Consider the following 16,756-nt stretch of genomic DNA (forward strand, 5'->3'; position numbering starts at 1 on the left):
TTGTTTATTAACTTCAGTTCACTTCACTTAGTTGGCTTGTTAACTTCAGCCAGCTTACTTGATCAGCTGTCCACGCGTCACGCCGAGCTGGTTCGTCGCTTTGAGCGTTTTCCATACCTGGGTGCCGCTAATTTCACCGCGCAGGGCCTGGGTGTAGAGACGAATGACCTCGTGCACCTTCTCCGGCGTTTCCTCCAAGAATTCGACACGATAGCTCCGTACCCCAAGCTCCAGGAAGTTCCGCAAATATTCCGCACCCGACTGCTCGATCGCATTATATACCGTATTGCGGCAGCCTTCGTCGACACGAACCGGATGGGACATGCCGATGCGGTCCTGCAGGGATGCTCTATGCTGCTCGCATGGGCGGCCGCAGTTCGTATAGTCCGTACCCTCGCTCAGGAAGGTGCAGTAGACGCAATGCTCCGTATGGAACATCGGCAAATGCTGGTGAATGACGATCTCCATATTACCAGCCAGGCTCTGGCTGTTGCCCAGCAAATCCACCATCTGCTGGATGTTGAGATCGTAGGATGGCGTAACGATATCGCAGCCGGTCTCCAGAAACAGCTCCACGGTCTTGTGGTTGGCAATATTCAGCGAGAAGTCGCCGATCAGTTGCGGATGCTTCGCGTCCGGATTCTCCTGCCGGTGGCGCAGATAATAGTACAGCGCCCCGGTGTTGCGCACCAGCACCGCATCGGGCTCAAGGCGCAGGATGTTGTTATGGTAGCCGTTCTCGCCCGGCATATGGATGCGCGGCGTCGCGAGCGCGATTCGCTTGCCCGCGGCCCGAACGGCTTCCACCGCTGCCGGGAACTGCTTGATGAATTCAAAGTCGGCGTAGATCATCCCTACGCCGGCCTCCAGCGCAGCCTGCACCTGCGGCAGGCTGCGGCACAGCGCGGTGAGCTCCGCTTCACCGCGCAAAGCGCGGCGCGCGGCCAAGCCCGCGCCGCCGCCTTCGGGCGCACCCGCTGCGCGTGGTGCGCCAGCGCCTCCCGCCGCCACAGCTGTGGCGGCGGTGGCGGCGTCCGCCCGTTTCACATAAACGGGCGGCTTTGGCCGTTCGCCGGCGAGCAGCTCCACTGCGCGCCGGCGGATGCTGTTCAGCTCTCGCATCGGCAGGATCACATCGCCATGCAGCGATGCATCCAGCTCCTCGAGCTGAAACAGCGTGCCGCCGAGACGGCCGAACTGCTCTTCGAGCAGGGCACCGTCCATCGGCCGTTTTTGCGCCGTCTCGAGCAGCAGCTCGGAGTCGACGCGCACCGTTGTTCCCTTCTGCACATCCGTCCAGAAGGTGGCCAGCGGCTCGCCAGCCCGCCCTGTAGCGCGGACATGCACCGGGAATACCCGGTATGGCTTGTCCGTCTCGAACGTCTGGCGCAGTCTTTTATCCAGCGCGGGATCACTCGTCTTCCAAATGCGGTCGCCGACGTGAACCTTGCGCAGATCGACGTCATTGCGTCCCGGGATGATATCGACGATCCACTTCTCGTCCGCCTCGCCTTCCAGCTTCACACCTTTGCGGCGCAAATCATAGACACGTCCGCCTTCTTCTTTTTTCGTCGGATCCCCGGCATCGAAAACAATCCCGTCTCCGCGCTTCACAGGAGCCTCCAGGCGGCAGACCACGCCGTCGCGCAGCACCTGCTCCACTCGGCCCAAATACACGCCCCGGCTCTTCGGAAACGTACCCTCTACGAGCTTCTTATTGTTCGTGCCCTCCAGGAAGCCGTGTGTAAAACCGCGCGAGAAACTCTGCTGCAGCTCACGGACCTCTTCCTTCGACGGACGGGCATCCTCCCCGTCAAAATAACGGTCAATCGCCTTGCGGTATTTGCTCACAACGTTAGCTACGTATTCCGGGCTTTTTAAGCGGCCTTCGATTTTAAAAGAAGTCACACCCGCCTCAATCAGTTCCGGCATCAAGTCAATCGCCGCCAGGTCTTTGGGAGACAGCAAATACGCCACATCCCCCATCGGCTTCTGCTCTCCGTCCACCATCAGGTCATACGGGAGACGACAGGCCTGGGCGCATTCCCCGCGGTTTGCGGAGCGGCCGCCCCACATTTCAGAGGTCAGGCACTGTCCCGAATACGACACGCAAAGCGCCCCGTGGACAAACACTTCCATCGGCAGCTTCGCCTGCTCCCCGATTTTCTGGATTTGCTTCAAATTGTTCTCGCGGCCCAGCACGACACGTTCCATATTCCATGGCTTCGTGAACTCGACTGCTTCCGGCGAAGTAATCGTCATCTGGGTCGAGCCGTGAATCGGAAAGTCCGGCGACATTTCGCGGATCATTTTGACCAGTCCCAAATCCTGTACGATCACCGCGTCTACGCCCGCATCGATGCAGGCCTCGATCAGCTCCGCCGCATCCCGCAGCTCATCCTCGAATACGAGAATATTAAAAGTCAGGAATCCCTTAACCCCGTAGCTGTGCAAAAAGGCCATAATCTCCGGAAGCTCGTCCATGCGAAAATTGTTCGCCCGGGCTCTGGCGTTGAATTTCTCGACTCCAAAAAAAATCGCGTCCGCCCCATTCGCCACCGCGGCCCGCATACAATCCCAATCGCCCGCCGGCGCCAAGAGTTCCACGTCCTGCCGCGTTAATGTTGTGCTGCTCATATATTCCTCCCCGAGCGGCCGATCGGCCCTCGTATATTGATTTCCCTTAAATTTAAATTGAAACGACGATAACTTATTTATTTTATCAGACATTCCCTGCAGACTCTAGCTTTAATCCCTTCCAAAGGATGAACTTCTTTCGTATAGCTTGAGATTAAATTATGACATAATATAAACATCTTATTAAATAAAATTGACCAATCATCAAATATTGTTTATATTTGTAATATACTAGAAATCAAAGAATAAAAAGACATATTTTAAAGACAAGGGCCTTTCCATTTTCTAAACACTTACAGTTTGACAAGAAATACTGAAGAAGGATGATTTGCATGAGCTATACATCTTCAGTTCTCCAGCATATCGTCGATTTCATGAACCAGGAAAATATGAATCTAAGGAAATTGGCAAGCAGTTCCAATATTAACGCAGGCACACTGAGTTCCATATTAAATAAACACAAAACATTGACAGTAGATCATTTGGATCGCCTTACAAGGGTCATGAATTACCCTGAGGGATATTTTTACGAGCAATATATTAAAGACCATTTGAGCCAAAACATCCCCAACTGGCGAAGATTCAAGCCGTTCTTATACCGCTGTGCAGACCTCGATAAATTGGACTGTATAAAGCAAGTGATCAGTTTGTTAATGGATAATCTGATGTACTCTCCCCTTCTATTCGAGGTAGCGGAAGACCTTTACCAGCAGAACAAGCGCAAAGCAGCAGAACTATTGTTTGAAAATGTGGCATTAAGCGAGAAGCATCAGCATTCAGAACGGCTCGCCTTCTGCCAATATCGATTATTCTCAATTCGTTTGGGAAGCAACCAAGAGGATAATTATAAAGCAGCTATCCTGTTCGAGCCCTATGTAGATCGGTTGGATGAACTTGATCAATTAGATGCTTTGAGAGACTTAGGTAATATATATCGCTCTTTAAATCAGTGGGATAAAGTAGATGTGATAGCTAGTAGACTAAGTCATTTGGCCAAATCGCTATACTTCACTGCTCGACCTGTAAAGATTCAAGAAAAATCTAAACCAAGTAGACCGCTGTTTACATATATAGCATTAGCCAATCTATTTCACGCTGATGCTTGTGATTCACGAAGAGATTATAAGCAGGCACTACAATATACCTCCTACTATGCCGATTTTAGCTGGGTTAAAGAAGATGATGACAACACCCGGCACTGGATAACTGTCTTTATGGGATGGGCGAAGGCCAACACATATGTGATTAAGCTAATGACTGGAGATACCAGTATACTCCCGGAGTACGTTGCATATATCGACAAAAAACAAGATGAACTTATGACAGGTCTATACAACATCCTGGAGGCGGCTAATCTGCATCATTTTAATGTGGATGAAATTCTCAAAAAATTCGAGTCTGAAATTACTAGTTATATCAATCAGGAAATACCTGCTAAATTATACGAAACCCAGTTTATTGAAAACTTTTTTTCTCAATTACTATATAAATTCGGCTACTATTACTTAAGTAAACATGATTACAATACTGGGTTCGGGTATTTGTTAAAAAGTCTCGATATATCCTCTTCCATTTACAATAAAAAATGCATAATTAAATGTATGGGGCTATTTGAACAATATAGAGATATGGCATCCCAAGAAACCTTGCTAACATATAAAACTATAATAAAAGGAGTCTATGAAAATGAAGAAAAAAATTCTGATACCTCTTTTGACAGTTAGCTTTGTATTTGCCCTGCTCCTCCCTATTCAACTTCCGACAAATGATAATGTTATCAGCAGTTATTTTCTACAACATGGTGCATAGAGCTATATCCGCTCTAAGAATTTTTCCCAGTTGCTTTATTAAAGTGTAAGCGCACCTGACAAACCCATCGTTAGGAACAAATCCTACGCGGTGGGTTTCCTTATACCCTGCCCACAACGTTCTAGGTACTGTATAGCACATTTGCCGATCTATAGCCCTAGTCTACATAAAATATATACCATTGGCTCCTGTAGAATACAGGAGTCCTTTTCTCTTCCACCCGAAAAATCGTACCCGAAATTCGAGACCTACCCAAACCGGCAAACTTAGGACTATATTAAGGCTGAATGTCCACTTTTACTACCTCAACTTCAACCGAAAGGTGTGAGCAAGCAATGTACAGAGACGATGGACGGGTAAAAGGCTACTTGCGTGCCGAAGGCCAGCGAATTGTGAACGGAGACGGGCAGGAGCTGCTGCTGCGCGGCGTGGGGCTGGGAAACTGGCTGCTGCCGGAAGGTTATATGTGGAAGTTCCCGCCGACAAACGCCGATCGGCCAAGACGAATCGAGAAGCTCGTCACGGACTTGATCGGAGAGTCCGCTGCCAAGGAGTTTTGGGTTACGTTTCGCGAACGGTTTATAACCGAGGATGACGTGCGCCAAATCGCCGCGGAGGGCTTGAACTCCATTCGACTGCCAATCAATGCGCGCTGGCTGCTGGAGGAGGGCGATCCTGTAAGATTCAACCCGGACACCCTCGCTTTAATCGATCGTTTTATTGGATGGTGCAAAAAATACAGCCTGTACGTCATCCTTGATCTGCACGGAGCACCAGGCGGGCAAACGGGAGCGAACATCGACGACTCCGAACATGATCAGCCCGAGCTGTTCACTAACGAGGATTACTGGCGGCGTACCGTCGAGCTGTGGAGAATGCTGGCCGAACGCTACAAGGACGAATGGATCGTCGGCGGTTACGATCTGCTGAACGAGCCGCTTCCGGAATGGTTCAACATGCATAACGACAAGCTCATGCCGCTCTACAAGGAAATCACCGCCGCGATCCGTGAAGTCGACGACAAGCATATGATTATCATTGAAGGCGCCCATTGGGCGACCGACTGGTCGATGTTTACCGCCGAAGAAATGTTCGACGACAATCTTTTGCTGCAATTCCACAAGTACTGGAGCAGTCCTGACCAGGAAGGAATCGCCCCGTATTTAGAGAAGCGGGAAATGCTGAACATGCCTATATACATGGGTGAAGGCGGTGAGAACAGCTTGGGCTGGTATGCCGGAGCCTTTGGTTTATATGAGGATCATCATATTTCATGGAACTTCTGGACCTGGAAAAAACTCGACACAGCTAACTCCCCTTGCTCCATCCGCCGGCCACATCACTGGGATCTTATTTTGAACTATGTGGAAGGCAGCGGCGAGAAACCGGATCAAGCAGCTTCAGCAGCCATCCTTAACGAATACCTGGACAACATTCTGATTGGCAACTGCGACTATCTCCCAAGCGTGCTGCGAGCCGTTCAGCGTAAGCTGCCGCTTCGCATGCCTGCCGAGCATTATGGACATCGGGGCCAAGACATTAGCTGGGGCGTCGCAGCTGACAGTGAAAGGATCACCGAGCTATGCTCCTGCCAGCGTACCGAGCAAGCCGGCCTTGGAGCTTCAACTTCCAAGGAGCAGCCTAACGTATTTCGTCCAGGTGACGGCATCCGCGTCGGGTTCCTCATGGCCCAGGAAGGTACGCCAAATTATCATTTGAAGCCGGAAGAGGAATGGAACGAAGAGCATCGCCTCTGCGTGACTCTTACTGCGGGAGATTGGGTCGCATACCCGTTCTTGTGTGAGTCTCCCGCCGCCTACACGCTGCAAATCAAACTGCGCGCCTTGACCGAGAGCGCTGACGAGGGTACTCACGAGGGTATCGACGAGATTGCTGAGCTCGTTGTGCATACGGATCGCGATAGGCACCAAACCATCAACGTGTCTTCCCAAGATTGGAGCATCATCTCGGCGGGGCAGCAGACGATACCCGCCAGCGGAGAGTTCGAGTTAAAAATAGAGGTGATAAGCGGCACTATCGTCATCGATTGGCTGGAATGGCTGCCGGTTAATGATTTCTAAATTCTCAAGAAAAATCGCTCAGCATCTCACCAGCGACAATGACTGATTACTGCTGATTACAGGCGGCCTGCAAACTGTGATACTGAGCCTGCAAGCCCCGTGACCGAGCAGTAAGACTGAGACCGAGACCTCCTAACGAATCTCACAACCGCTATTTGTAGAAAAATCACCCCTGTGAAAATATAACGAACCCAGGGAACGTTATTTCAGTCTATACCGCTCCAAACAGCAGTTAAACCGCAAATAGCGTGGCTGACATTCGTTAGACTCGGGGTATCGGGCGAACGGGCTAATGGGCTAACGCACTAACAGACTGACGGGCTACGGACTAACGGACAACGCTAACCTGCGAATGCTTCCTCCACCTGCCAAACACACACAAATGGCATCCCTGCCGTTTGTGTGTGTTATTTATGAACCCACGGGTACCGACTTCCAAAATTCTCATCTCACATGAAATTGAAAAAACACCCTGTTCCCGTAACGAAACAAAGTGTCTTCTGCTCATTTTGTATTTATTTAAACCAGCCGCTGATCATCACAGCATCCGATGCCAGGAAAACGAGCAAACTTACGATGCCGAAACCGATTGCAAACAAATTCTTCTTCGGACGAGCGACCATCAGCCGAACCACGCCGATAAAAATAATTACTGTAAACAGCAGCATAAAAATATCGAACCCGTTGAAGTTTGATGTATTCTCTGCCGCTTCTGCGAGCAGTCGCATGCCGTAACCCCCTTCTTAAAAATCACGTATATACACATCTCCCTATATGTTATCTTCCCCAGGGTTTGGATGCAAGGGGAACAGCAAATAAAAAATGAATTTGTCACAATTTAGACAATATTTAAGCGTTTTTTCACGGAGTTGTAGTGGCTGATTTCCTTGACTTTATTGTAATTGCTCAATCAACAAAACTCAAACAACCATATTTCCACGATCCATATCCGTATCCGTGTTCAATTTCATACTCCCTTTAACCGCTAAATTGTTTAACACTTTTGTAGCTTTGGAGTGCTCCGTCACAATCGAACCGGATAACGCATGACCCGTGTTTGAATAAATCGAGTTTTGAGCAATAATCGCATTCTCGCTGTTCTTCAGGATGATACCGTAACCTCCGGTTGCCATTCGATTAAAGGTAATACGGTTGCCAACAAACTCGCCAAACTGGCCGCCGTCTATTTGGATCGCCGCAGTCGCACTGAGACTGGCGGTAATTTCATTATCCGCAACTTTAACAGCTCTACCCGCCGTGTTCTCCCCATAAATAGCTACATTGCGCGTACCTTTGATATAGTTTGATTTAAGCTCGACATCACTATTTTTATCAAAGCTGATCGCATATGCAGGCTGTCCCGTATATCCAGTAAAATCAATATGATTGCCTTCTGCCAAAACCTGCGTATCTTTTTTTCCACGGTTGGTTATTTGAATGCCGCCCTTACACTGATTGAATACGTTGCCTCGCAAAATAACCTCTGTAGACTTATCCACTTCTACGGCGTACCGCCCCGATTGGAATGCCTTGTTGTTCAAGAGCTGTACATCTTTACTGCTATCTACTCTGTAAGCTAGTCCTTGACTACGATGAACGGCATTATCTGCAACCCATATATTCTCCGCCTCCCATACATCAATGCCTATGCCGCTTGTATCACCCAAATGGGAGATCGTGTTGCCTGTCACAACCACGTCCTTTCCGCGGGCATCGATACCGCTCCCGAAGCCTTTAATAATATTTCCGACAATCGTTACATTGTTACCATCGAATCCTTGCGACACCCGTTGTCCAGCAATTGCCGTAAGTGTCCCATCTGTCCTCACTAGCACATTCCCACTAATTACCGTATCCGTTCCATTGCCATATGAAATGGTATTATCGGAGTGATTGCCTTCAATCACCACCTCATAACCGTTGAAATTTAGAATGGACGATCTGAAATTACCACGGAAGAAGTTCCCTCTCACGACGATCTTGCATGGGACTTCATAATCGATATCCCCCTCGCCATATCCTTCAATATCAATGCCAGCTTTCGGCATGGTGCCCTTTACCGTGCCTGCATTCGTAATTTCATTATTTTCTACTAAAATATGCTCACCAGCCGTAATCGAGATGTTGTTTCGCCGTGCTCCATCCAGCGAGCAATTCCGAATCGTTACTTTTTCCGGTTCTGCATAGTCTGGATCAATGCCCAGCACACCTACTGAACCTAGGAAAATGCAGTCCCCGGTAAATTTTCTGATTTTCATATTCTCGATAGAAACGTTTCTGCTGCCATGAAGGTAAATTCCAAATCCCCATTCATGCGTCTTTATAGGATCTGTGCTGAAAACATGTTCATCGAGGTCGCCAGTAAGAATCCCCCCTGAAATAGATACGTTCTCTACTTCGCGAAGGTAAATACAGGAATAGCCTTTTGAACTATTGGGCTCTACCTTCAATTCAGCCTCATAATCCAGTGTAAGCTTCATGTGGGAAGGAACTTTGACACCCGCTTCTCTCTCCGGAGCAAATTCGTTTTTGCCAACGCCATGGATCAAATAAATTCCCTTCGGGATAAACACCTCAGGGTAGCCAGCATTTTTCGCATAAGCAAGCGCCGCATTTAAGCCTTCTGTCGTCTTTATCGCTTCGGTGCCGTTTGTATGGATGCCCCATTCCACGGGATCAAGCACATAACATGCCGTATTTCTCTCTGTCTCCACCTTTTTAATAGAACTAGCTTCCTGCTCCGAGTAATGCTTCATTTCTTGATGGTTTTTCATGACTGTTTGTTCTCCTTTTTATCATTTTGTCTATGTACAGATCACCTTATCTGGATTTGTACATTTCTAGATTAGCATAATCATCACACAACAAATGGAAAAAAAGAGGACATTTACCGGACAGAACCCTCTTAAAGAACTCATATACACCAAGGTAACTGTCCGAAATTAGTTTTTAGCACAGTCCCTTACATGAGAAAAGCCCAAGAATGCTGTAAAATCAACATTCTTGGGCTTTAGTTTTGATTTAAATTACTCGAAGAAGGACTCTCTGAACAGCCCCTCTTCAACTTTAGATACTTACTAATCCTAAAGCTGCAGCTCCCGGGTTCGCTTCGTATCGCGCTCCAGGATCGGCTTCAGGTAACGCCCCGTATAGGATTGCTCATTCTTGGCGAGCTCCTCCGGCGTGCCTGTGCCGATAATGGTACCGCCGCCGCTGCCCCCCTCGGGGCCCAGATCGATAAGATAATCTGCCGTCTTGATGACGTCAAGATTATGTTCGATCACAAGCACTGTTTCGCCAGAATCAACCAACCGGTGCAGCACCTTGAGCAGGCGGTCGATGTCATCGACATGCAGCCCGGTCGTCGGCTCGTCCAAAATGTAGATCGTCTTGCCCGTGCTCCGGCGATACAGCTCGGAAGCCAGCTTCACCCGCTGGGCTTCCCCGCCGGACAGCGTTGTGGCCGGCTGGCCCAGTTTGATGTAGCCAAGGCCTACATCCAGCAGGGTCTCCAGCTTGCGGTGAATCTTCGGAATATTCTGAAAGAAGTCCGTTGCCACTTCTACCGTCATTTCCAGCACATCGGCAATGCTCTTCCCTTTGTATTTCACTTCCAGCGTCTCGCGATTGTATCGTTTTCCTTTACATACTTCACAAGGCACGTACACATCCGGCAGGAAGTGCATCTCGATTTTGATAATCCCGTCTCCGCGGCACGCCTCACAGCGTCCTCCCTTAATGTTGAAGCTGAAACGCCCCTTCTTGTAGCCGCGAACCTTTGCTTCCGTCGTTTGGGAGAACAGATCGCGAATATCGTCAAATACGCCTGTATACGTTGCCGGGTTCGATCGCGGCGTGCGGCCGATTGGCGACTGGTCAATATCAACGACCTTCTCGACATGCTCCAGCCCTTTGATTTCCCGGTATTGACCTGGACGTACCTTAGCGCGATTCAAATCGCGGGCGAGCGTTTTATATAAAATTTCATTTACGAGCGTCGATTTCCCTGATCCAGACACACCCGTCACGGCGCTGAACACACCAATTGGGAACTTCACGTTAATATTCTTAAGATTATTCTCCTTAGCGCCCTTGATTTCCAGCCAGCGGCCGTTCGGCTTCCGGCGCTCTGTATTAACCGGAATAAACCTCTTGCCGCTCAAGTATTGGCCGGTCAGAGAGTTCGGGTCGTCCATGACTTCCTGCGGCGTCCCTTGTGCGACGACCTGCCCGCCATGCATGCCGGCGCCAGGGCCGATATCGATAATGTAATCGGCAGCCATCATCGTGTCCTCGTCATGCTCCACGACAATCAGCGTGTTGCCTAGATCGCGCATATGGGCCAGCGTAGAAATGAGCCGGTCGTTATCTCTCTGATGCAGCCCGATGCTCGGCTCGTCCAGAATATAAAGTACCCCCATCAGGCTCGATCCGATCTGCGTAGCGAGTCTGATGCGCTGCGCTTCGCCCCCGGACAACGTTCCCGCTGCGCGGCTCATTGTCAAATAGTCGAGGCCGACATTGACCAGGAAGCCGAGACGGCTGTTGATTTCCTTGAGAATCATATGGGCAATGGTCTTCTCTTTCTCGCTTAAGCTCAGATTGTCAAAGAACGCCCGTGCCTCTCCTATCGACAGACTGGTCACATAAGCCATGTTCCGTTCATTGATCGTTACTGCCAGGCTCTCCTTCTTCAGACGATGCCCCTTACACGTCCCGCACGGCTTGGAACCCATAAATTCCTCAATGAACTCGCGAATGCCTTCGGAAGACGTCTCCCGGTAACGGCGCTCCAAATTGTGTACGATTCCTTCAAACGTGACATAGGCGTCCTTGCTCATGCCGAAGTCGTTCGTATAACGGAAACGGACTTTGGTGCTGCCCGTGCCATAGAGCAGCGTGTCCATCTGCTCCTTATTCAGCTCGCTGACCGGCACGTCCTGCGGAATATCGTAATGCTCGCACACTGATTTGAGAAACTGCGGATAATAATTGGACGTGCTTCCCGCCCAAGCCTCGAACGCGCCTTCTTCAATGCTCTTGTTCGGATTCGGTATGAGCAGCTCGGGGTCAATGATCATCTTCGCCCCAAGCCCGTCACATTCCGGACAGGCGCCGAACGGACTGTTAAAGGAGAACATCCGCGGAGACAGCTCCTCAATGCTGAAACCGCAGATCGGACAGGCAAAATTCGAGCTGAACCGCAGCTCCTCCTGGCCGATAATGTCGACGAGCAGCTGTCCGCCGGACATTTTCAGAGCCGTCTCGATCGAATCCGCCAGCCGGCTCCGCACGTCCTCCTTAATGACGATCCGGTCCACGATCACCTCGATCGAATGCTTTTTATTTTTCTCCAGCTCGATATTTTCGGACAGGTCACGCTGCTCTCCGTCGACTCGCACCCGCACGAAGCCCTGCTTGGCAATTTCCGTGAACAAGCTTTTATGCTCGCCCTTCTTGCCGGAAATGACGGGCGACAAAATCTGCAGCCTCGTTCTCTCCGGATATTGCATAATCCGGTCTACCATCTGCTCTACGGTTTGCGAAGTAATTTCGATGCCGTGTTCGGGACAGTGGGGATGTCCAATCCTGGCGAATAATAATCGCAAATAGTCGTAAATTTCCGTCACGGTACCTACCGTGGAGCGCGGGTTCCGGCTCGTCGTCTTCTGATCGATCGAAATCGCCGGGGACAAGCCTTCAATGGAATCCACGTCCGGCTTCTCCATCTGCCCCAAAAATTGGCGCGCATAGGCGGAAAGGGATTCTACATAGCGGCGCTGCCCTTCCGCATAAATCGTATCGAATGCCAATGAGGATTTTCCTGATCCGCTGAGCCCGGTTAGCACCACGAACTTGTCGCGCGGAATCGTAATATCTATATTTTTCAAATTGTGCGCCCTGGCGCCTTTAATGACTATATTCTCAATGGCCAATAGATTTCATCTCCTTGATTCTATATAACTTGAGTTATGGACTATGGATAAAGGTAGCTGCGTTGGGGAAATGTTCCTACGATCGCTGTTGTTTTCAGATTTCCTGATTTGATAAATTCTACAACGGTTGAAATCCGAAAACAAAGGCGACCGCAGCCCATGCTTTCGAAGCAGCTTTCTTGCAGAAAGCTTGTAGCTTCTTCGGAATCATTTCACCGCACTTGCTATAAATCCCACTCTTAAGCTCAACTTATATATCTTCGTTTTTTTACTCCGCCTTGAGCTCGAGAATAGCGTCGCGCAGCTCTGCGGCGCGTTCGAATTGCAGGTTCTTGGCCGCTTCCTTCATCTCGGCCTCCAGGCGTCCGATCATCGCCTCGCGATCGCGCTTGGACATCTTGCCGTTGCCCACATCGGCCAGGTACTCGCTCTTGCTCTCGGCCACACGCGTCGCCTCGATGACATCGCGCACCTTCTTGCGAATTGTCTGCGGCGTGATGCCGTGCTTCCCGTTGTAGGCGATCTGAATCGCGCGGCGGCGTTCCGTCTCCTTGATCGCTTTGTCCATCGACTCCGTAATCTGGTCGGCGTACATGAGCACGCGTCCCTCGGAGTTCCGGGCAGCCCGGCCAATCGTCTGGATCAAAGAGCGCTCCGAGCGCAGGAAGCCTTCCTTATCCGCATCCAGTATCGCTACCAGCGACACCTCAGGCAGGTCGAGGCCTTCCCGCAGCAGGTTGATGCCGACAAGCACATGGAAGGTGCCCAGCCGCAGATCCCGCAGGATGCTCATCCGCTCCAGCGTCTTGATATCGGAATGCAGATAGCGCACCTTAATGCCGATTTCTTTTAAATAATCCGTCAGGTCCTCGGCCATCTTCTTCGTAAGCGTGGTGACCAGCACCCGCTCATCCTTCTCCAGGCGATCCTGGATCTCGCCGATCAGATCGTCGATTTGTCCCTTCGTCGGACGGACCTCAATGATCGGGTCAAGCAGTCCGGTCGGGCGGATGATTTGCTCCACCATTTTATCCGTATGCTCAATCTCGTAAGGGCCGGGCGTCGCAGACACATAAATCAGCTGATTCGCCTTCTCCTCGAACTCCTCGAATTTCAGCGGACGGTTATCCAGCGCCGAAGGCAGCCGGAACCCATGCTCAACAAGCACCGTTTTCCGCGCCTGGTCACCGTTGTACATCGCCCTGATCTGCGGCAAGGTAACGTGCGACTCATCCACCACGATCAGCAAATCGTCCGGAAAATAATCCAGCAAAGTATATGGGGTAGCCCCGCGCTCCCGGAAAGTCAGCGGACCGGAGTAGTTCTCAATCCCCGAGCAAAAACCGACTTCCTTCATCATTTCAATATCGTAACGCGTACGCTGTTCCAGGCGCTGCGCTTCCAGCAGCTTGCCCTGCGAGCGGAACAGCTCGAGCTGCTCCTCCAATTCCCGTTCGATATTCTGGATCGCAATGCGCATCGTCTCTTCCTGGGTAACGAAGTGAGAGGCCGGGAAAATAGCCACATGCTCGCGTTCTCCCACCAATTCCCCGGTCAGCACGTCGATTTCCGTGATCCGCTCGATCTCATCGCCGAAGAACTCGATCCGCACCGCCTGCTCCCCTTTGGAAGCCGGGAAGATCTCCAGGACATCGCCGCGCACCCGAAACGTGCCCCGCACAAAGTTGATATCATTCCGCTGATACTGAATATCCACCAGCCGGCTCAATATCTGATTGCGCGGCCGCTCCATGCCAACCCGCAAAGAGAGCACGAGATCGCGATACTCCATTGGCGAACCGAGACCGTATATGCAGGACACACTGGCTACGATGATGACATCGCGCCGTTCGAACAGCGAGCTCGTTGCCGAGTGTCTAAGCTTGTCGATCTCTTCGTTAATGCTGGAGTCTTTTTCAATATAGGTGTCGGAGGATGGGATATAGGCTTCAGGCTGATAGTAGTCATAGTAACTAACGAAGTAATCTACGGAGTTGTTTGGAAAAAAATCTTTGAACTCGCTCGCTAGCTGAGCTGCCAGCGTCTTGTTATGGGCGATCACAAGCGTCGGGCGACCGAGTCTGGCGATCGTATGGGCAATCGTGAACGTCTTCCCGGTGCCCGTTGCGCCGAGCAGCGTCTGATGGCGCTTGCCTTGCTTGACACCCTCTACCAGCTGGTCGATAGCCGACGGCTGGTCGCCCTGGGGAGAGAAATCGGAAACAATCTCGAATTTATTGTTGCTAAAGACAATATCACTCATTGTCCAACATCACCCTTATCGTCTAAAATGAAATACTAGGGAATGAAAATATCTTCATTATTTCCAAAAAGGAGGACAAAAGCCTCCTTATAATATTAACCCAAATCTATATACTTAAGAAAAGAATACGTAAATGACAAGCCAATTGTTCTCAGAACCCGAATTCCCAATTCCACAATTACGCAAAATAGGAATGGGTGTTCCCATGTCATTATACCTTTTTCATCCTCTGGATGCAATCAGTAAGTATTAGGATAGGAGCTGTCGACAAATCTATGGATATCGCAACGATTATTGGCATTATCATTGGACTGGCCGCCTTGATCGGCGGATTTTTATGGGAGGGCGGAGAGGTCGGTGGCCTCATGCAGCTTACAGCTGCTCTGATCGTTTTCGGCGGCACGTTTGCCGCGGTCATGATCAGCTTCCCCCTGCGCAGATTAAAGACGATTCCCCGGGCTTTGAAGCTCGCTTTTACATCCGCGAACGCGAGCGCGGGGCAACTGGTTGAAGACATCGTCGATATGGCTATGACGGCGAGACGCGAAGGCGTTCTCTCCCTGGAGAAGAAAATTATCGATCATTCCGACGCCTATTTGCGCGAAGGGATTCAGCTTGTCGTTGACGGCACGGACCGGGAAATGGTCCAGCAGATTATGGAATACGAAATGGATGCGGCCCAACAGAAATACGAAAGCTATGCCAAAATATTCGAATCCGCCGGCGGTTATGCCCCGACGATGGGGATCATCGGCACGGTCATGGGGCTCATCCATGTCCTGGGTAGTCTGACGGAGCCTACGGCACTCGGCCCCTCGATCGCTTTGGCTTTTACAGCTACACTTTACGGGGTCGCCAGCGCCAACCTCATCTTCCTGCCGATCGCCTCCAAGATCAAGGCTCGCGGAGAAGACGATATCAGCCGCATGGAAATGATCCTGGAAGGCGTATTGTCCGTGCAAAATGGAGATCATCCGCTACTCGTACGGCGGAAAATGGAGTCCTTCTTGACCGATATCAACGACGGCCTGCCAGCTTCTGTGCCTTCAGCTTCTGCTTCGTCCTCGTCCAGGTCTTCATCATCAACTTCCTTCATGGAGAATGACCTATGAGGCAGCGCAACAACAGACAACGCCGAAGAGAAGGAGCAGAGACCAAGGACCGCTGGCTGATTACTTATGCCGACCTGATCACACTGCTGCTGATTTTCTTTGTTATTATGTACGCCATGAGCCGTCTCGACATTGAAAAATATGAAGTGGTCACCGCTTCACTGCAGCAGACGTTCAAAAGCGGGGACTCGGTTCTGGAAAATGGCAGCGGGATTCTCGGCACGGCCGACCGCTTTACGCATCGCAATCCTCCTTCCGGAGGTGAGCTTGGTACGAATCAGAAGGGAAACAACGGCAAGGACGCTCAGGGTCCCGATCAGAACCAGGGCAGTGAACCCACGCTGGGAGCATCCTCGCAAGGACCGCTTACAGAGCGTGAGCTCGCCTTCCGCAAGCAGGAGGAGGAGCTGCTCAATTTAATGAAAATGATCGAAGCTTATATAAAAGATAACGGACTGGAGGATCAAATCACGGTAGCCGATCTGCCCAAGGGCATCTCCATCACCTTAAGCGACCGTTTCCTGTTCGATGTAGGCAAAGCCGAGCTCAAAGAAGGCTCAGCCAAAACGCTGTCCAAGCTCGCCAGCCTGTTCGGCACGCTCGACACGGTCATCAGCATCGAAGGGCACACGGACAATCTGCCGATCGTCCATGCCTCGAAATACAAGGATAACTGGGAGTTGTCTGGAGCCAGAGCCTTGTCCGTGCTTCGCTATTTCGTCGACACAGAGAAGCTCGACCCGAACGGGTTTCAATATGCCGGATACGCGGACACCCGTCCCGACGCCGACAACTCCACCGAAGCCGGGCGCCAGAAAAATCGCCGCGTCGAAATCACTGTGCTGCGGCAGCTTCAGCAATAGTTAGCTTGTTCATTTCATATGTCTTTACTTCGCACCGTGTGCACATCGTATTGCT

At 50.7% G+C, this 16,756-nt stretch carries 9 protein-coding genes; 4 read left to right on the top strand and 5 right to left on the bottom strand.

Annotated features, from left to right (window positions below; genetic code table 11):
• Positions 1-54: 54 nt before the first annotated feature.
• Positions 55-2,637, bottom strand: a complete 2,583-nt coding sequence (locus tag QNH46_RS21915; RefSeq protein ID WP_283926001.1) for a U32 family peptidase — start codon at positions 2,635-2,637, stop codon at positions 55-57.
• A 374-nt stretch (positions 2,638-3,011) separates the two neighbouring features.
• Here QNH46_RS21915 and QNH46_RS21920 point away from each other — a divergent pair, with 374 nt between their 5' ends.
• Together QNH46_RS21920 and QNH46_RS21925 are read left to right on the top strand one after the other, a co-directional pair.
• The gene (locus QNH46_RS21920; RefSeq protein ID WP_283926002.1) at positions 3,012-4,361 is read left to right on the top strand and encodes a transcriptional regulator; all 1,350 of its coding nucleotides are present in this window, start codon (positions 3,012-3,014) and stop codon (positions 4,359-4,361) included.
• A 420-nt stretch (positions 4,362-4,781) separates the two neighbouring features.
• Positions 4,782-6,527: a cellulase family glycosylhydrolase gene (locus tag QNH46_RS21925; protein WP_283926003.1), complete on the top strand. Its 1,746-nt coding sequence runs from the start codon at positions 4,782-4,784 to the stop codon at positions 6,525-6,527.
• Between the two features lie 515 nt (positions 6,528-7,042).
• On the opposite strand, the gene QNH46_RS21930 is transcribed toward QNH46_RS21925, so the two are convergent.
• From QNH46_RS21930 to uvrB, 4 genes are all read right to left on the bottom strand, one after another.
• Positions 7,043-7,255, bottom strand: a complete 213-nt coding sequence (locus QNH46_RS21930) for a hypothetical protein (protein WP_283926004.1) — start codon at positions 7,253-7,255, stop codon at positions 7,043-7,045.
• A gap of 192 nt (positions 7,256-7,447) precedes the next feature.
• Positions 7,448-9,301 carry a right-handed parallel beta-helix repeat-containing protein gene (locus tag QNH46_RS21935; protein ID WP_283926005.1) on the bottom strand — a complete coding sequence of 618 codons (1,854 nt, stop codon included), beginning with the start codon at positions 9,299-9,301 and terminating at the stop codon, positions 7,448-7,450.
• A 309-nt stretch (positions 9,302-9,610) separates the two neighbouring features.
• Positions 9,611-12,463 carry an excinuclease ABC subunit UvrA gene (uvrA, locus tag QNH46_RS21940; RefSeq protein ID WP_283926006.1) on the bottom strand — a complete coding sequence of 951 codons (2,853 nt, stop codon included), beginning with the start codon at positions 12,461-12,463 and terminating at the stop codon, positions 9,611-9,613.
• A gap of 268 nt (positions 12,464-12,731) precedes the next feature.
• Positions 12,732-14,726, bottom strand: a complete 1,995-nt coding sequence (gene uvrB, locus QNH46_RS21945; protein WP_283926007.1) for an excinuclease ABC subunit UvrB — start codon at positions 14,724-14,726, stop codon at positions 12,732-12,734.
• Positions 14,727-15,001: 275 nt separating this feature from the next.
• Between uvrB and QNH46_RS21950 the strand changes: the two genes are divergently transcribed.
• Positions 15,002-15,838, top strand: a complete 837-nt coding sequence (locus QNH46_RS21950) for a flagellar motor protein (protein WP_283926008.1) — start codon at positions 15,002-15,004, stop codon at positions 15,836-15,838.
• Complete coding sequence (locus tag QNH46_RS21955; RefSeq protein WP_283926009.1) at positions 15,835-16,701, top strand: flagellar motor protein MotB; 867 nt, start codon at positions 15,835-15,837, stop codon at positions 16,699-16,701. The genes QNH46_RS21950 and QNH46_RS21955 overlap by 4 nt, the downstream gene beginning before the upstream one ends.
• Positions 16,702-16,756: the final 55 nt, after the last annotated feature.

It is taken from the genome of Paenibacillus woosongensis, from assembly GCF_030122845.1.
Taxonomy (GTDB): Bacteria; Bacillota; Bacilli; order Paenibacillales; family Paenibacillaceae; genus Fontibacillus; species Fontibacillus woosongensis_A.